Below are 17,793 nucleotides of genomic sequence, written 5' to 3'. Positions count from 1 at the left end.
ACGAGAGCCCTATGGGCTCTCGTGACTTTTGATAAGCGAGACGACGATTTCGCCCTCTTTCGGCGAAAAGCTCGCCACATCCTGACACATCTGCACTCGCCCACGGCTGTCGACTAAAAATAGCGGCAATACAAAACTCTCTTTGTGCGTTTGCTGATAATCCTGATAGGTGAAGTTTTCACTCAATTTGGTGTGTTTCACTTCCGCACCTTGGCCTACCAAACTCGCCAGTTTCTTGTAGCTCACTTCACCGCCTAAAAAGGGCAAACCGTGGTATTCCTGAGCCACCAGATGTTTTTCACTGACATTATTGGCGGCATTGTCATTGAGGCAGAACACGCGTTTATCACCAAAGTCAGATAGAAACTGCATGCACGCCATGATGTTGAAGTGTTTATCAGGGCTCAGTGCCAAAACATGCCCAATCCCGATCAAATTGAGGTAATCCTCAGCATGGCTGGAAATGGGGTTACCGTAATAATGCTCAAGCCCGGCCATTCGCGCTTGGCGAATGTAGTCCCAGTTGGAGTCTGTTACCACCACTCGACAATCGTACTTGGCGATCGCTAAACCGACCTGACGCGCTACATCGTTGGCACCAATGATCAAGAAGCCTTTCGGCGCAGGTTCAGACACTTTCAATGCCAACGCCATTGGCCGAGCAGTCGCACTCTGCAACACCACAGTTCCTATGATCACCATAAAGGTCAACGGCACTAATAACTTGGCATCGGCGATACCAAACTCCATCAATTTGATGGCAAACAGAGAAGAGATCGAAGCCGCCACAATCCCGCGCGGAGCCACCCAAGCTAAAAAGGCTTTTTCACGAAAATTGAGCGTACTACGCAAAGTTGAAATGAAGATAGACGCAGAACGAGCCAGCAGTTGCATCACCACAAACAGTCCTAAGGCGCTCCAGCCTAAAGCTTGGAAATCCGCCACTTCAATCCGAGCCGCGAGCAGAATAAAAAGCCCCGTGATCAGTAAAATCGTCAAGTGCTCTTTAAAGTGCAAGATGTGCTGAATATTGACCCCTTTGGCATTCGCCAGCCACATCCCCATTACCGTCACAGTAAGTAGGCCAGATTCTGATTCCAATGCATTGGATACAGAAAAAACACCGAGCACCACACTCAGCACAGCAAAGGGCTGCAAATACTCCGGCAGTAAGCCTCTGCGTAGCACAGCAGCAACAGCTGCTCCCGACGCAATACCAATGGCAAAACCAACCAATAAGATGAGACCGAAGACTTGTAAGCTATGGGCATGGCTGCTGGATACGATGAACTCATACACCATCACCACAAACAGTGCGCCAAGTGGGTCAATCAAGATCCCTTCCCAACGCAGAATGTTGGCTAAGCGTGCCGTTGGGCGCACAGTACGCAACAAAGGCACAATCACCGTTGGGCCTGTCACCACAGTCAAGCTGCCAAACATCAGCGCTAATGACCATTCAAAGCCAAGCAACCAGTGCGCCGCGGTACTGGTAATTCCCCATGAGACTAATGCGCCAAGGGTAACAATACTCCATACCGTATTACTGACGCCGCGAATTTCTTTGAAGTTAAGGGTCAAACTCCCCTCAAATAAGATCACTGCCACGGCGAGTGAAACTAAAGGGAAGAGCAAATCGCCCAATAGCCGCTCCGGGTTCAATACCCCAAAAACTGGGCCTGCGAGTATCCCTGCCAACAGCAAAAATAAGATGGCGGGCAGACGCAATCGCCACGCTAACCACTGACATCCCAAACCGACTACGCCAACCGCGGCAATAGTCAGGCCAATAGACTCTTCGTGCATCATTGCACCTCTTATCGGTTATTGATTGTACTCATTCCAACCGCGTTGCCATTCCATACGAAAACGCTGGGCTTGCTCTGTACCTTCACAAATCCCTTCATAGTATTGACCACTCAGGCCAATTTGATAGGCAACATTGGGATTGCAGTATTGTTCGAGCCCTTTTTGGTAGCCCTGTTCATAATCCGCTAAGTTGGCAGAGCCTAATTCGATCAGCGATTGATAAGAACGTTGTGAATGTCCAGCTATCGCATCTTGGTACCCAATCTCAAACCAGTTCCCTTCCTTGACCCATTGCGACTCACTGGCAGCACAACCTGCGAGTAGTGAGATGAAGCTCATTACTATCCATTTTTTCATGTTTTACCTTGAGTTAGCCAATCGTCATGTCAGTTGATGAAATGAGCATGCCACTGAATGGGGTATGCTGCCACTCAAATTTATGCTCAACCGTTTACTCTCACTCTAAACCACTCAATCAAACTAAACGCCGCTTAATTCACGACACGACCACTGACTCTGAAAGCCAGTGAAGCTCGCATATCGATAACTTATTATCCACAGTGAGCTTAATTCATTAACAAAAGGACAAACGCTATGTTGTGGTTTCTTACCTGTGTCGCAGCCCTCGTTGGCGGTTACTTTATTTACGGAGCTTTCGTAGAGAAAGTATTTGGCATCAACGAAAAGCGTCAAACCCCTGCCCATACAAAAACTGACGGCGTCGACTATGTACCGATGTCCACCCCAAAAGTTTATCTCGTACAACTGCTGAACATCGCGGGCGTAGGCCTATCTTTGGTCCAATCATGGGTGCGCTGTACGGCCCTGCGGCCATGCTGTGGATCGTTGTTGGCTGTATCTTCGCGGGTGCTGTTCACGACTACTTCTCAGGTATGCTTTCTATCCGTAACGGCGGTGCTTCGGTTCCATCCATCACGGGTCGTTACTTAGGCAATGGCGCTAAACACTTTATGAATATTTTTGCCATTGTGTTGCTGCTTCTCGTTGGTGTGGTGTTCGTTTCAGCACCAGCTGGCATGATCACTAACCTGATCAACCAACAAACCAGCCTGACAGTCAGCATGACTAGCATGGTCGTGATCATCTTCGCTTACTACATTCTGGCAACCATTGTCCCAGTCGACAAAATCATCGGTCGTTTCTACCCACTGTTTGGTGCGCTACTGATTTTCATGTCTGTTGGTCTGATGACAGCGATTGCGTTCTCTTCTGAGCACCAAGTTCTAGGTGGTTTTGAAGTGAGTGACATGCTGAAAAACCTCAACCCGAACGACATGCCTCTGTGGCCTGCTCTGTTCATCACCATCGCTTGTGGAGCTATCTCTGGCTTCCACGCTACTCAGTCACCACTGATGGCACGTTGTATGGAGAATGAGAAGAACGGTCGCTTCGTGTTTTACGGCGCGATGATTGGCGAAGGCATCATTGCCCTGATCTGGTGTACGATCGCTCTATCTTTCTTCGGTTCACTGGAAGCACTGTCTGAAGCGGTGAAAAACGGTGGTCCAGGTAACGTAGTCTATGGTGCCTCTTTCGGTCTACTGGGTGTGTTTGGTGGTGTGATTGCTTTCCTGGGTGTGGTTATTCTACCAATCACTTCTGGTGATACAGCGTTCCGCTCAAGCCGCCTGATCCTTGCTGAATACTTCAACATGGAACAGAAAACTCTGCGTAACCGCCTAATGATGGCTTTACCTCTGTTCGTTATCGGTGCAGTATTGACCCAAGTTGATTTCGGTATTATCTGGCGCTACTTCGGTTTTGCAAACCAAGCCACTGCGGTAATGATGCTGTGGACAGCCACCGCTTACCTGATGCGTCACAACAAACTGCACTGGATCTGTACTGTGCCTGCGCTGTTTATGACTACCGTGTGTATCAGCTTTATCCTCAACAGCAGCACTTTAGGCTTTGGCTTACCAATGCAGATTTCAACTATTGCAGGTGTGCTTGCTTCACTGGGCGCTCTGGCTTATGTGGCTAAAGTATCTAAAGGCAAAGGCGAAACGGATTTAGCGGATGAAGAGAAACCACAAGGCGTGACTAAAACCGCTTAATATCGAATCTTCAATCACGTGATTGAAAAACGAAAATGGCTCCCAGATTGGGAGCCATTTTTTTGTTCTGCGAACAGAGCAGAGAGCTGTCATCCACATCAATCAACCGAGTGGATGACGAATGGATTAATCGACTTGCTTAATTTGCAACTCTTTAGGCACTTCAAAGAACATGTTCTCTTCGCGACCAAGTACCTCTTCTACCGAAGTTGCACCCAATTCTTTGATGCGATCCAGAATTTGGTTCACCAACTCTTCCGGTGCAGAAGCCCCTGCGGTTACGCCCACTAAACGAGCATTCTCGAACCATTCAGGATGGATATCTTGCGGGCAATCGGTCAGATACCCCGGAGTACCCAGTTTTTCAGCCAGTTCTTTCAGGCGCGTCGAGTTCGATGAGTTTTTCGAGCCGACAACCACCATCACATCCACTTGCTGCGCCAAAATACGCACCGCATCTTGGCGATTCTGCGTGGCATAACAAATGTCGTCTTTGCGTGGTCCTTGAATCTTAGGAAATACGCGGCGCAGCTCATCAATCACATCGGCTGTTTCATCGACTGATAGCGTGGTTTGACTCACGTAGTGCAGATGACTTGGATCTTTCACCTTAGCTTGTAGCGATACTACATCTTCTGGCTTTTCGACCAGATACATGCCGCCTGTATCACTGGCGTACTGCCCCATCGTCCCTTCCACTTCAGGGTGACCTGCGTGACCAATCAACACCACTTCCATATGTTTACGGCTAGCACGCGCGACTTCCATATGCACTTTCGTCACCAGTGGACAAGTCGCGTCGAAAACCGTCAGCGAACGCTCTTTCGCTTCTTGACGCACAGCCTGTGATACGCCATGAGCAGAGAAAATCACGATGTTATCGTTCGGAACTTCACTCAGCTCCTCAACAAAACGTGCACCACGCTGTTTTAACCCTTCGACAACAAAGCGGTTATGCACCACTTCATGACGGACATAAATCGGCGGCTGATAAAGTTCAAGTGCACGCTCAACAATGCTGATGGCGCGATCCACACCCGCACAGAAGCCGCGAGGGTTTGCTAACAGTATTTTCATTTCATTGCTCATTGCTAGTCGTTATGGTTGGCTATTGTAAGGAAAGTCACTCAACAGACAAGATCTCAACATCAAAGGTGATGTCTTGACCTGCGAGAGGATGGTTAAAGTCGACCGTGACAGAATCGCCGGCAATTTCAGTAATGATGCCCGGAATTTCCATACCATCTGGCCACTAAAAGCCATGATAGTGCCTACCTCTAATTCCAGATCGCCACCGATAAACTTACTGCGATCCATATAATGAATGTGATCAGGATTAGGTGCGCCAAACGCATCTTGCGCGGCGAGAGAAACCAATTTTTTTTCACCCGGCAGCATACCAAGCAAACACTGTTCAAAGTTCGGGCTTAGGCTGCCATCCCCCATCACCAACTTGGCCGGTTTTCCTTGATTATGAGTACTATCGGCGAGTGAGCCATCTTTGAGCTTAATCGTAAAGTGCAGAGTAACTGCAGAATTAGGGGCAATAGGGTTCACGTTATCACTACCTTGTTATCGTTTGACGAACTATTTGACGAACACCGCTCAACAAGCGCGGAAAATGGCTGACCAAAAGCACAGCCTTTATAGTAAAAAGCGCCCTCCGAATCAACGGACGGCGCTTGTGGTTATTTACCTTGTTCAGTTTGCCGTAGAGCAACACGCTTAAGATTGGCTAGGCGAGCTTTTCTTCGCAAGAAACCCATCTAAGATGATCATCGCGGCACCGATACAGATCGCGCTATCCGCTAGATTGAACGCTGGCCAATGGTAAGTACCCCAATAAAAATCGAGATAATCGACCACAAAACCATGCACGATGCGATCGAACACATTACCCACTGCGCCACCGATGATCAGTGCGTAGGCAATATTATTCCATTTATCGGTCGCAGGTAGGCGGCGCATCCAATACGCGAGCATCCCTGTTACCACAAAGGCAATGCCAGTAAACAACCAACGCTGCCACCCTTCCTGATCACTCAGAAAGCTAAACGCAGCACCGTAGTTATGTACATAAAGCAGGTTAAAGAAAGGCAGCACCTCAATTCGGTTTGCCCAGCCATAGCCCATCTTATCCATCACAATTAACTTGATCGTAATGTCTGCGATGAACACTAGAAGCGCCAGCCACAGCCAGCGCAATCCAGATTGTTTGAGAGTCAGTGACGAATTCGACATTGCTATCAGCCTAAGTTACGCAAACTTGCGTACTTCACCTTCACCCTCGACGTTAGACACACAGCGGCCACAAATCGTAGTGTGACCAGCAATCGTGCCTACATCAGGAGTGTGGTGCCAGCAACGGTCACACTTCTCAGCTTCCGTTTTGTTCACTTGAACAAACAGGCCATCAATATCTGTTGCGTGCGCAGACTCACTCTTCTCAGCCAGTGGTTTCACCACTGCTTTTGAAGTCAGCAGGACAAAACGCAGCTCATCGCCCAGTTTCGCCAGCTTGCTCGCCAGTGCATCATCCGCAAACAGTACTAATTCTGCTTGCAGTGAACCACCGATCAGTTTTTCGTTACGGGCGTTTTCTAGCAGTTTGTTGACTGAGCCACGCACTTTCTGAATGTCATTCCAGAACGCGTTGTTCAGCTCTTCACCCTCTGCCAGACCAAACAGGCCATCGAACCATTCAGTGGTAAACACAAACTTGTCACGTGCGCTGCCGTCCGCTTTCTGCGCTGGCATTGCGTTCCAAATTTCGTCTGCAGTGAATGACATGATAGGCGCCATCCAACGAACCAGAGCTTCAACGATGAAGAACAGTGCGGTTTGACAGCTACGCTGTGCATGGCCACCACGTTTCGCTGTGTATTGACGGTCTTTGATCACATCCAGATAGAAAGAGCCCATCTCGATAGAACAGAAGTTCATCAAACGCTGTACGACCGCGTGCAGGTTGTAATCCTGATACGCTTGGATGATTTCTTGTTGAGCAGCCAGTGCGCGACCTACCGCCCAACGATCCAGCGCCACCATTTCTTCAACAGGAATAATGTCTGTGGTTGGGTTGAAACCGTTCAGGTTCGCAAGGAAGAAGCGGGCTGTGTTACGAATACGACGGTACGCATCCGCAGAACGCTTGAGGATCTCATCTGATACCGCAACTTCACCAGTGTAATCGGTTGAAGCAACCCACAGACGCAGAATGTCAGCACCCAGCTTGTTGGTCACATCTTGTGGAGAAACCACGTTACCGATCGATTTCGACATCTTACGACCTTGACCATCAACCACGAAGCCATGCGTCAATACTTCTTTGTAAGGCGCTTTGCCTTTCATCGCCACAGAAGAGATCAGTGATGATTGGAACCAACCACGGTGCTGGTCTGAACCCTCTAGGTACATATCCGCTTCTGCGCCGTTGAATTCGCTACGCGCATCCACAACCGCAGAGTGAGTCACCCCTGAGTCAAACCATACATCTAGCGTATCCAGAACTTTCTCATAGTTGGCCGCATCTTCTGCACCAAGCAGCTCAGCAGAATCAAGATCCCACCATGCTTGAATGCCTTTTTGCTCAACCAGTTGTGCCACTTTCTCAATCAGCTCAGCGCTGTTTGGATGCAGTTCAGCGGTTTCTTTGTGAACGAAAAGTGCAATTGGCACGCCCCAAGTACGTTGACGAGAGATACACCACTCTGGGCGACCAGCCACCATACCTTCGATACGGCTTTGACCCCAATCTGGCATCCATTGTACGCCTTTGATCGCTGTCAGAGCTTGTTCACGCAGACCTGCTTGTTCCATGGATACGAACCATTGTGGTGTCGCACGGAAGATGATCGGCGTTTTGTGGCGCCAGCAGTGCGGGTAGCTGTGCTCATACGCATGATGATGCAGCAGCGCGCCTTTTTCTTTTAGCACTTCCAACACTGAGTCATTGGCTTTGAATACGTGTTGACCCGCAAACAGCTCAGTATCAGAAAGATACACGCCGTTTGAACCTACAGGGTTCGCTACTTCTAGACCGTATTTTTGGCCTACTGCAAAGTCTTCTTGACCGTGACCAGGCGCAGTATGTACCACACCAGTACCTGAATCGGTCGTGACGTGATCGCCCAAAATGGCAGGCACAGTGAAGGCGTAAAATGGATGCTGGAACTGAACCAGTTCAAGATCCTCACCTTTCGCAAAGCCAAGGTTGTGGAAGTGCTCAATGCCTGCACGATCCATCACAGATTTTGCCAGCTCAGAAGCCACGATAATGCGCTCTGGTTGCTCACCTTCAACTTGGATCAGTACGTACTCTAAATCTTCACGCAGACACACTGCACGGTTTGCAGGTAGCGTCCAAGGTGTCGTTGTCCAGATAACGATCGACACGTCGCCTTTGCCTTCATGACCAGCATTCAGACCAAACTTAGCCAGTACCGCCGCTTCATCAGCAGCTTTAAAACGAACGTCAATCGAAGGAGAAACTTTGTTTTTGTACTCAACTTCTGCCTCAGCCAGTGCTGAACCACAGTCAGTACACCAGTGAACCGGTTTAAAACCTTTCAGCAAGTGGCCGTTGTCAGCAATTTTGCCTAGTGCACGGATGATGTTGGCTTCGGTTACGAAGTCCATCGTGCGGTAAGGTTTATCCCACTCACCCATGATGCCAAGACGTTTGAAGCTCTCTTTTTGGCCTTCAACTTGGCCTGCCGCGTATTCACGACATTTTTCACGGAATTCAGCAGCGGTCACTTTTTGTCCCGGCTTACCCACTTTTTTCTCTACCATCAACTCGATAGGCAGACCGTGGCAATCCCAACCAGGTACATAAGGCGCATCAAAACCAGAAAGGGTTTTGGATTTAATAATGACGTCTTTAAGAATCTTGTTCAGAGCGTGGCCAATATGAATATCACCGTTGGCGTAAGGAGGGCCATCGTGCAATACGAAAGATTTTTTGCCTTTTTTAGCCTGACGGATCGCACCGTACAGATCTTCTTGATACCAACGTTGCAGCATTTCTGGCTCGCGTTTGGCCAGATCGCCGCGCATTGGAAACCCTGTTTCAGGAAGGTTCAGGGTATCTTTATACTCACTCATCGATTCTTAATTCCGTTATATTGGGCGAAGTTAGACATGTTGTTGCTTGGTGGAATCAACCGAACAACCCTTAAGCTGACGCAGCCACACCCTTGCTGCTTCAGCATCCAATTCAATTTGTTGCTTTAATGCCTCAAAAGAGGCGAATTTGCGCTCATCACGTAATTTGTGCAAAAGCGCGACTTCCAACTGCTTACCATACAGGTTGCCTTGGAAGTCAAAAAAGTGCACTTCAAGCTGTTGGCGAATGCCATCAACCGTCGGGCGATTACCAATATTGGCAACCCCTCCGATAGGCGTTTGACCTAAACCATACGCTTCAACCACATACACACCTGAAACCGGAGATACACAGCGTTTAAGTGGAATATTAGCGGTTGGAAACCCTATAGTTCGACCCAGTTTTTGGCCATGAGAAACACGACCACTGATGCTGTAGTTACGCCCCAACATATCGGCTGCGCTAGTCAACTCATCGGCAGCTAAAGCCTCACGAATCGCGGTACTGCTCACTCGCTGTTGTTGCAAACAGAAACTTTGGGTGCTGACGACCTCAAAACCGAATGCTTGACCCGCTTGCTGCAACAGAGCGAAATTGCCTTTGCGCTCTTTACCGAAGCAGAAATCATCACCAACTACCAGAAACTTAACACCCAAACAGGTGACCAACAAGTCACGAATAAAAGTGTGGGCATCTAATTGGGCAAAATGATGATTAAAATTGACGCACAACAACCGATCAACGCCAAGTTTGCTCAATTGGACAAATTTGTCGCGTAGACGAGTTAAACGAGCTGGCGCTTGTTGTTTAGCAAACAGCTCTAATGGCTGAGGCTCAAACGTCATCACTACCGAAGGCAACCCCATCTGCTGGGCACGCTGCACCACTTGACTGAGCACCTGCTGATGACCTAGATGAACACCATCAAAATTGCCAATCGTCAATACACAGCCGTGATGGCGAGATTGAATGTTATGAATACCGCGAATTAATTCCATCGGAAGATGCTTAAAACCTATATTTTCATTCTCATGGTGCGAAACTGGCGGATTATACCTAAAGCTCGCTACTCTGTCGCCGCTTTTAAATCTTTGAGGCGAATTCCCAGTAACAGCAAAATCGCAAGATAACTTGCTGCACCAATACCGATTAGCCACGTCAGCATCAGCACTCGCTGACTAATGCCCCAGGTCAACCAGGTCGCCATACTCTCTAGTTGCCACAAAATAACCCCAGTCATTACAGCGCCAGCTAAAGCAAGGCGAGCAACAAACCACACGGTTTTACTGGTCAGCAGATAAACACCTTGGCGGTGCAAACCACCATAAAGCAGAGCCATATTGAGGAAAGCCGACATCGAAGTCGCTACCGCTAATCCTACATAACCATAAAACCAAGCAAAAATAGCGTTGAGTATTATGTTGCTCACCATAGCGATAATGCCATAGCGTACCGGGGTTTTAGTGTCTTGACGCGAATAGTAGCCAGGCGCTAACACTTTGATCAGCATAAAGCTCAGCAACCCAGATGAGTAAGCCAACAGAGAATAAGACGCTTGATCCACATCACTTGGCGTAAATTCACCACGCATAAACAGCACCATCAGCATCGGTTTAGCCAACACCATAAGACCGAGCATTGCAGGGATCCCCAAGAAAGTAACCATGCGAACCCCCCAATCCATGGTATGGGCAAATCCATCACTATGAGCATCAACATGCTTGCGCGACAAAGCAGGCAATATCACCGTCGCAATCGCAATACCAAATAAACCGAGGGGAAACTCCAACAAGCGATCTGAGTAATAAAGCCAACTGATTGAACCAGTTTGCAGAAAACTGGCCACAAAAGAATCAAACAATAGGTTGATTTGGCTAACAGAAACACCAAACAGCGCCGGGATCATCAGTGTGCGAATTTTCACCACACCAGGATCTTTCCACCCCCATTTTGGCCTAACTAGCACTCCGGCTTTGATTAAAAAAGGCAGTTGGAATAAAAACTGTACTAAACCACCTAAAAATACACCAATTGCCAGACCAACTTCAGGCTGTTCTAGATTTGGCGAGAGATACAAAGCACAGAGGATCATCATCACATTCAAGAAAACAGGGGTGAAAGATGAAACTGCGAACTTACCTAAGGTATTTAAAATGGCACCAGAAAGCGCAACAAAGGTGATAAACCATAAATAAGGAAAAGTTATTTTCAGCAACAAGCTAGCTAACTCAAACTTTCCTGCAGCAGGGCCACCATTGAGCCAGTCAAGAAACCAGCCAGCACCAAATAACGCGGTCACCGCACCAGAGCCGAGTACCCCAATTAAGGTGACTATCGAGACTAGAACGCCCAATGTACCGGAAGCACGCGCGATCAACTCTCGAGTTTTATTCATGTCTCCAGAGGCATGATACTCGGTTAATACAGGGACAAACGCCTGAGAAAAGGCACCTTCTGCAAATAATCGGCGTAAAAAATTGGGAATTCGGTTGGCAAAAAAGAATACGTCAGCGCTCGCGCCTGCACCCATCAAATTGGCCACAACCACATCGCGCACCAAACCTAAAACACGAGAAATCAAAGTCATAGCACTTACAATCATGCCAGACTTGAGTAAGCGTTTACTCACGGTAACCTCGAATAAAGAATCAAAGCCGCATTATCTGATTCGAAAGGGTAAGAATGTCATAGTGAGATCAGATAAGTATTAGCATTGGTAAAAAAATGCTGATAGAATCCCCGCCATCTTAACCGCGAAGGCTCTTCGATACCAAGTTTGTTTGGTTCAGTTGGGTTTTTGCACAAATCATTTGACATTAAAGAGCAAATCGGGGATATTTCCCGCCCTTAAAATGTCACCGAACTAAGTTTTTGGGAGTTAGACCCTTGGCAAATAACAAATCTGCTAAGAAGCGCGCTATCCAAGCTGAGAAACGTCGCCAGCACAATGCTAGCCGTCGTTCTATGATGCGCACTTACATGAAGAAAACTGTTGCTGCAATCGCTGCTGGCGACAAAGAAGCTGCAACTGCTGCATTCGCTGTAGTTACACCAATCCTAGACCGTATGGCGACTAAAGGCCTTATTCACAAGAATAAAGCAGCTCGTCACAAGTCTCGCTTCTTTGCTGCTATCAACGCTCTGTAATAGAGTTTGATCATCAGCAACAAAAAACCGGCCTATGCCGGTTTTTTTATTGCCTTTTTTCTACCAATCTACCAAAAATCGAATTGAGTTCTGGCAATCCTAGCTCTGACAATAAAGACGATGTAGAAGCTCAATCATGGCTTTTACTTCTGCACTGCTCAGTGTGTAATAAACGGTTTGTGCTTCTTTACGAGTGTTCACCAATCCATCACGACGCAACCATGCCAAATGTTGGGAGAGCGCAGACTGGCTAAGTGCCAAACGACTGCTCAGTTCACCCACAGACAATTCATTGTCCAGTAACATACACAAAATTTGTAGTCGCCGCTCATTCGCCATCGCTTTGAGCAGTACCACCGCTTTAGCAGAATTTTTTTCCATCTCTTGGAGATTCATTAATAGCCCCCTTTAATACGGCATTTTAATCCCAGCGTTTCCATTCACTTCTCTCTGTGGTTCTAATCTCCGATGATCGACATCGGCTAAGTGATAATGGTGCACCGGAACAGTTAAAGCGGAGAAAACTCGCTGATAATGATAAAAAACTAATCAAGAGCGCTAGTTTATTGTTTTAACTTATCGTTGGGTAGTGATCTACTGCTTAACAGTGATAATTATTTATAAAAACAAGTTAGTAAAATCTGCATCACACACATTTTTTACTGCTGGATGTTGGATCATACGTTCCGCGAAGATGACATAATACTCTTCTTTGATCTCATCCACATGTCCGATCAGTTTTAATGAGGACTCAGCATCCACCTCAGAAACATAAAATGAAGGCGCCATAAATACCGCAGCGCTGTTATAAATAGCGAATGCTTTCATTAGAGCAGAATCATCAAACTCGCCGAGAATATGCGGTTGTAGACCTTGGCGATCAAACCATTGCCTCACTTTACGCCCCATTGCAGTACGGCTGCCCGGCACCAACAGCTTTTTACTTTCTAAGACGGCTGGAAACGGGGCGAAGTCAACCTCTCCAAAGCTAAAAAAGCTCATCCGGCTTTCACCCAGCTTTTTGCTGAAAAGACCGGGGCTTTGACTCGAGTCAACAGGACAATCCGATAAGATCATGTCCAGTTTGTGTTGTGAGAGCTGCTCTAACAGCATTTCGTGGGTTGATTCAAAACAGCGTAAATGAATTCGGTTATCGCCCGGAACCGAAGTAAGCAGAATTTTGCTGACTAATCGTTTTGATAAAGCATCCGCCACACCTACATCAAACAGCAAGTTTGAACGTTGACTGTAGTTGACGATATCTAACATCTCATAACTCAGACCGAACATGCGATCCGCATATTTAAAGACTAACTGCCCTAATTCGGTCGGCTCAATATTACGTCCATTACGCTTGGTTAGTTTACCGTCTAGCCGATCTTCCAAGGCTTTAATTTGCCCAGTCACCGTTTGTGGCGTTAGAAATAGCGCATCTGCCGCTTTGGTGACAGAGCCTTGTTTGCATACCATCCAAAAGTAATAAAGATGATTGTAGTTAAGATGAGACATGGTTTGTTCTACCCATTGAAAAATCTGCCTCTCTTATAACAGAAGCGATCTTTCACAACAATATATTCGAACAAACCGAATTAAATGACGTTTTAGGTTGAATTTTATATAGGTCAAATCACCCCATTGTCATAAATGAAGAGTCTATTTTCTTTCAAGCAAAGCCGTTACACACTTTGTTACAACCAAACCTCGATGAGCATTACGCTTGCTATCCTTTTAAAAACAGTAAGATAAAATCATTTCTATCACTAAAATTTTAAGTCTGCTGCAAGATTGCTGAATAACTCATCAGTTACACCTAAATGTCATATTAGTGAAATATTTCCACTCTAGCATTGGCCTCGAATTCAACAACCGACCGAACCCTTAACAACGGTCCACGGAGAAAATGATGATAAACCAAGCAACTTCCCCAACAGCGCCAATTTCGCTGACAACGAAAGGCCTGCGTTGGGCAAACTTGGCTTTCATGCTGTATCTACTACTTCTTGCTGTCGCTATGGTCGGCAGTGGTTTTAAATGGGCAACTGGCGACCAAGCCAAAGTCCTGTTTGAATTTGCTTCTCATCCTATTGCGGGATTAATGATCGGTTTAGTGGCAACCGCCCTGATCCAATCTTCAAGCACAGTAACTTCCATCATTGTGGGCTTAGTAGCAGGTGGTTTACCTGTTGAGACTGCAATTCCTATGGTGATGGGTGCCAACATCGGTACAACCGTAACCAACACTTTGGTGAGCCTCGGCCACATGCGCTGTAAAGAAGAGTTTCGCCGAGCCTTTGCCAGTGCCACCATCCACGATTTCTTTAACCTGTTAGCGGTACTGATCTTCCTACCTTTAGAAATGATGTTTGGCATTTTAGAGAAAGTGTCACACTGGCTTGTTTCACCTCTGCTTGCTACTGGCGATATGAGTATGAAAGGCTTTGACTTCATCAAGCCGATTACAAAGCCGATCATCACAGGTCTTGAAAATCAACTCTCTGTATTAGGTGATACTTTCGGTGGTGCAACACTGATCGTATTGGGTATTGCGACTATTTTCGTGGCAATTACTGTGATGGGCAAACTCATGAAAAGCCTAATGGTTGGCCGTGCTCGTGAGATTCTACAAAATGCTATCGGTCGTGGCCCAATGCACGGTATCGCGTCAGGTACAGTGGTTACAGTGCTCGTACAATCGTCTTCTACTACCACCAGCCTAATGGTTCCTCTAGTGGGGTCAGGTGTACTGAAAGTACGTGAAATCTACCCATTCACTTTAGGTGCCAACATAGGTACTTGTATTACAGCCCTGCTGGCAGCAACGGCGGTTTCTGGTGAGTTTGCTGTATTTGCCCTGCAAATTGCCTTGGTTCATTTAACCTTTAACTTGATGGCAACCGTGTTGATCTACGGCGTTCCTTTCCTACGTGAACTGCCAATTAAAGGTGCTGAATTGATTTCAGCTCTGGCTTGTAAGAGCAAAATGGTCGTGGTCGCTTATCTTCTGGGTGTGTTTGTGGTGATTCCAGGTAGCATTCTTGCTCTCACTGCATAAGCTTTCCACCAGCACTAAGTGATAAAAAAAGCTCCCTAATCGGGAGCTTTTTTATTTTTGCTGATTTCGTTCCAGCTCAAACAACGTAGGCTTAAACCGAGAAAGGATACTGAATCGCGTCGTGGAACTGGTATCCGGTCACTTCAAAATCATCTAGGGTCACCCAAGTTTCTAAATCATGCAGAGTTTTAATCTCCGGATTGATATGGAACTGAGGTGCAGGGAACGGCTCACGTTTTAGCTGCACATCACGCATCAAATCCAACTGATCTTCATAGATGTGTGCGTTAACGATTTTGTGATAAGCCATGCCTGGTTTTTTACCTGTGATCTGCGCCATCAACGCAAGGAACACATAGACCTGAACCATATTGAAATTCAAACCCAACGGCACATCACACGAACGCTGTGTGCTGTTGAGATACAAGGTATCACCCAGTAACGAAAAGTGATGGCTGTACATACAAGGGCGCAGACAGCCCATGTGAAATTCGCCAGGATTGTAGAAGTTCAGAATTTCACCTCGGTCATCCACCCCACGAGTCAGGTCATCGACAATTTTTTTCAACTGATCGATATGCCCACCGTCCGGCTTTGCCCAAGCACGGCCTTGAACACCATAAACACGCCCCATGTCATCCTCACCTTTACGATAAGGATTATTCAGCCATGCCTGATTCAAGTTGGCATTGGCATCCCATGTTTTCGTGCCTAATTGACGGAAATCCGCCGCATTATCGTAGCCGCGAATATAGCCGAGTAACTCAGCAACGGCCGCTTTCCAAAAACTCTTACGTGTAGTTACCAGAGGGAACTGATTATTGCCAACATCATAAGTCAAATCGGCGTTAATCACGGTCAAACAACGTTTTGCCGTGCGTTCATTTTCAACCCAAACACCTTGATCGACGATGCGCTGACAAAGTTCTAAATACTGTTTCACCTAACTACCCTATTTTGCTGCAACACGATCTTGATACAAACCGCGCTTATAAGACCAAACCATCATCAAAATACCAATGATCACCATCGGTAAAGAAAGAATCTGCCCCATTGAAATGAAGCCACCAAACAGGCCCAATTGAGCATCTGGCTCACGGACGTATTCAACGAGGAAACGGAATGTACCGTAACCCGCCAGGAACAATCCGGACACGCTGCCTAGTGGTCGAGGTTTACGGATAAACCAATTGAGGATGAAAAACAGAACCACACCTTCTAAAGCAAACTCATAGAGCTGCGACGGGTGACGTGGTAGTGGACCACCATTCGGGAACACAAATGCCCAAGGTACATCTGTAACGCGTCCCCAAAGTTCACTGTTCATAAAGTTACCGATACGTCCCATACCTAAACCAAATGGCACTAGAGGAGCAACAAAATCGGCGACACCAAAGAAGGTGCGTTGATTTTTACGGGCATACCAGAACATAGCCGTAATCACACCAAGTAAGCCACCGTGGAAAGACATACCGCCAGTCCACACTTTAAAGAGATAAAGTGGATCAGCAAGGAACAGATCGAAGTTATAGAAAATCACGTAGCCGACTCGACCACCAATCACCACGCCTAAAAAGCCGGCAAACAGCAGGTCAGAAACTTGTTCACGCGTCCACCCACTGTTTGGACGGTCGGCGCGACGGTTAGCCAGCCACATAGCAAAAAGAAAACCCACCAGATACATCAAACCATACCAACGTACTGCTAGGGGGCCAATAGAAAACAATACGGGGTCAATATTGGGAAACTGCAGATAACCCTGAGGCATAACAAACCTTCTCTAAAAATTAGTGGTGTTACTGAAATAACATAGTGGCAGCAACACACATCAAAAAGATGGCAAAGAACTTCTTCAGCCTTGCCGTTGGCATTTGCGTGGCAAGCTTAGCACCAATCCTTGTTGTGAGCATTGATGTCGTAGCAATCGCTAACAAAGCAGGCACGTAAACGTATCCAATGCTGTATTGCGGTAAATTCTCGACCTGATATCCGTGCAAAATAAAGCCGATCATGCCGGATATCGCAATCGCGAAACCACACACCGACGAAGAACCTACCGCTTTTTTCATCTCAATGCCATGTCGATTCAAAAAAGGCACGGACAATGAACCGCCACCAATCCCCGCCAAGCTTGATACCACACCGATTCCGGTGCCACATATCGTGGTGACGAAAGCATTCGGCATTGGATGATGCTGCTGCATGCGAATAGAGCGATACATCTGCACACTCAGACAGAACACGATCACACCAAACACTTTAGGTAGATATTGGCTTGGGATCCACTCTGCAACCGCGGAGCCAAAAAAACCGCCTATCACCACACCGGGCATCAACCATTTGACGACAAACAAATCGACATTTCCCAGTTTTAAGTGGTTTAACGCCGAAGAGCCTGAAGTAAGAATAATGGTTGCCAGTGAAGTTGCTAAAGCAAGCTGCATCGTGATCTCGGCTGAGACTCCGGCATAAGGCAATAAAAATAGCAGTGCAGGCACGACCAATAAACCACCGCCAATACCCAACAGACCAGCAAGCACACCAACCACTGCACCTAACAGCAGCAGCAAAGCTAAGAGTTCAATATTCACATTTGGTTC

Annotated in this window: 14 protein-coding genes and 2 pseudogenes; 3 read left to right on the top strand and 13 right to left on the bottom strand. The window is 47.0% G+C overall.

Features of this window, described 5'->3' with window-relative positions:
- Nucleotides 1-9: 9 nt before the first annotated feature.
- A complete protein-coding gene (locus D908_RS14640) occupies nt 10-1,806 on the bottom strand; it encodes a cation:proton antiporter (protein WP_005523090.1) in 1,797 nt (598 codons plus the stop codon).
- 18 nt (nt 1,807-1,824) lie between these two features.
- Nucleotides 1,825-2,166, bottom strand: a complete 342-nt coding sequence (locus D908_RS14645; protein ID WP_005523089.1) for a DUF2799 domain-containing protein — start codon at nt 2,164-2,166, stop codon at nt 1,825-1,827.
- A 237-nt stretch (nt 2,167-2,403) separates the two neighbouring features.
- Here D908_RS14645 and D908_RS14650 point away from each other — a divergent pair.
- Nucleotides 2,404-3,887, top strand: a pseudogene (locus D908_RS14650) (carbon starvation CstA family protein).
- A gap of 126 nt (nt 3,888-4,013) precedes the next feature.
- On the opposite strand, the gene ispH reads toward D908_RS14650, so the two are convergent.
- The 6 genes and pseudogenes from ispH to murJ form a co-directional block, all read right to left on the bottom strand.
- A complete protein-coding gene (ispH, locus tag D908_RS14655) occupies nt 4,014-4,976 on the bottom strand; it encodes a 4-hydroxy-3-methylbut-2-enyl diphosphate reductase (RefSeq protein WP_032467530.1) in 963 nt (320 codons plus the stop codon).
- A gap of 34 nt (nt 4,977-5,010) precedes the next feature.
- Nucleotides 5,011-5,444 (bottom strand): annotated as a pseudogene (gene fkpB, locus D908_RS14660) (FKBP-type peptidyl-prolyl cis-trans isomerase).
- Between the two features lie 168 nt (nt 5,445-5,612).
- Entirely contained in the window at nt 5,613-6,128 is a 516-nt protein-coding gene (gene lspA / locus D908_RS14665; RefSeq protein ID WP_000071969.1) for a signal peptidase II, read from the bottom strand.
- A 15-nt stretch (nt 6,129-6,143) separates the two neighbouring features.
- The gene (gene ileS / locus D908_RS14670; RefSeq protein ID WP_000006103.1) at nt 6,144-8,993 is read right to left on the bottom strand and encodes an isoleucine--tRNA ligase; all 2,850 of its coding nucleotides are present in this window, start codon (nt 8,991-8,993) and stop codon (nt 6,144-6,146) included.
- Nucleotides 8,994-9,023: 30 nt separating this feature from the next.
- Complete coding sequence (gene ribF / locus D908_RS14675; protein WP_005523085.1) at nt 9,024-9,992, bottom strand: bifunctional riboflavin kinase/FAD synthetase; 969 nt, start codon at nt 9,990-9,992, stop codon at nt 9,024-9,026.
- 68 nt (nt 9,993-10,060) lie between these two features.
- Nucleotides 10,061-11,623, bottom strand: a complete 1,563-nt coding sequence (gene murJ / locus D908_RS14680) for a murein biosynthesis integral membrane protein MurJ (RefSeq protein WP_005523084.1) — start codon at nt 11,621-11,623, stop codon at nt 10,061-10,063.
- 257 nt (nt 11,624-11,880) lie between these two features.
- Between murJ and rpsT the strand changes: the two genes are divergently transcribed.
- Nucleotides 11,881-12,141, top strand: coding sequence for a 30S ribosomal protein S20 (gene rpsT, locus D908_RS14685; RefSeq protein WP_000002742.1), 261 nt, complete (start codon nt 11,881-11,883; stop codon nt 12,139-12,141).
- Nucleotides 12,142-12,240: 99 nt separating this feature from the next.
- Here rpsT and D908_RS14690 read toward each other — a convergent pair whose 3' ends face one another.
- Nucleotides 12,241-12,537 (bottom strand): ArsR/SmtB family transcription factor, encoded by a 297-nt coding sequence (locus D908_RS14690; RefSeq protein ID WP_001053147.1) that lies wholly within the window; start codon nt 12,535-12,537, stop codon nt 12,241-12,243.
- 222 nt (nt 12,538-12,759) lie between these two features.
- Nucleotides 12,760-13,650 (bottom strand): transcriptional activator NhaR, encoded by an 891-nt coding sequence (gene nhaR / locus D908_RS14695; RefSeq protein WP_005523083.1) that lies wholly within the window; start codon nt 13,648-13,650, stop codon nt 12,760-12,762.
- A gap of 394 nt (nt 13,651-14,044) precedes the next feature.
- Between nhaR and D908_RS14700 the strand changes: the two genes are divergently transcribed.
- The gene (locus D908_RS14700; RefSeq protein ID WP_000609763.1) at nt 14,045-15,193 is read left to right on the top strand and encodes a Na/Pi symporter; all 1,149 of its coding nucleotides are present in this window, start codon (nt 14,045-14,047) and stop codon (nt 15,191-15,193) included.
- Between the two features lie 91 nt (nt 15,194-15,284).
- Here the strand turns inward: D908_RS14700 and D908_RS14705 are convergent, their stop codons facing one another.
- The 3 genes from D908_RS14705 to D908_RS14715 are packed head-to-tail and all read right to left on the bottom strand — an operon-like array spanning nt 15,285 to nt 17,784.
- On the bottom strand, nt 15,285-16,136 hold the full coding sequence (locus D908_RS14705) for a thymidylate synthase (RefSeq protein ID WP_000816217.1): 852 nt from the start codon (nt 16,134-16,136) through the stop codon (nt 15,285-15,287).
- Nucleotides 16,137-16,145: 9 nt separating this feature from the next.
- Nucleotides 16,146-16,961, bottom strand: coding sequence for a prolipoprotein diacylglyceryl transferase (gene lgt, locus D908_RS14710; protein ID WP_001135566.1), 816 nt, complete (start codon nt 16,959-16,961; stop codon nt 16,146-16,148).
- Nucleotides 16,962-16,989: 28 nt separating this feature from the next.
- Complete coding sequence (locus D908_RS14715; RefSeq protein ID WP_005523082.1) at nt 16,990-17,784, bottom strand: sulfite exporter TauE/SafE family protein; 795 nt, start codon at nt 17,782-17,784, stop codon at nt 16,990-16,992.
- Nucleotides 17,785-17,793 lie beyond the last annotated feature (9 nt).

Source organism: Vibrio mimicus CAIM 602, assembly GCF_000338875.1.
GTDB classification, from domain to species: domain Bacteria; phylum Pseudomonadota; class Gammaproteobacteria; order Enterobacterales; family Vibrionaceae; genus Vibrio; species Vibrio mimicus.
The sequence above is the reverse complement of the archived record's forward strand: the minus strand, read 5'-3'. Positions and strand labels throughout refer to the sequence as shown.

What these genes read in the sequence shown, in the direction of transcription:
- D908_RS14640 (WP_005523090.1), bottom strand. Translation starts at nt 1,806, where the DNA reads ATGCACGAAGAGTCTATTGGCCTGACTATTGCCGCGGTTGGCGTAGTC.
- D908_RS14645 (WP_005523089.1), bottom strand. Translation starts at nt 2,166, where the DNA reads ATGAAAAAATGGATAGTAATGAGCTTCATCTCACTACTCGCAGGTTGT.
- ispH (WP_032467530.1), bottom strand. Translation starts at nt 4,976, where the DNA reads ATGAGCAATGAAATGAAAATACTGTTAGCAAACCCTCGCGGCTTCTGT.
- lspA (WP_000071969.1), bottom strand. Translation starts at nt 6,128, where the DNA reads ATGTCGAATTCGTCACTGACTCTCAAACAATCTGGATTGCGCTGGCTG.
- ileS (WP_000006103.1), bottom strand. Translation starts at nt 8,993, where the DNA reads ATGAGTGAGTATAAAGATACCCTGAACCTTCCTGAAACAGGGTTTCCA.
- ribF (WP_005523085.1), bottom strand. Translation starts at nt 9,992, where the DNA reads ATGGAATTAATTCGCGGTATTCATAACATTCAATCTCGCCATCACGGC.
- D908_RS14690 (WP_001053147.1), bottom strand. Translation starts at nt 12,537, where the DNA reads ATGAATCTCCAAGAGATGGAAAAAAATTCTGCTAAAGCGGTGGTACTG.
- nhaR (WP_005523083.1), bottom strand. Translation starts at nt 13,650, where the DNA reads ATGTCTCATCTTAACTACAATCATCTTTATTACTTTTGGATGGTATGC.
- D908_RS14700 (WP_000609763.1), top strand. Translation starts at nt 14,045, where the DNA reads ATGATAAACCAAGCAACTTCCCCAACAGCGCCAATTTCGCTGACAACG.
- lgt (WP_001135566.1), bottom strand. Translation starts at nt 16,961, where the DNA reads ATGCCTCAGGGTTATCTGCAGTTTCCCAATATTGACCCCGTATTGTTT.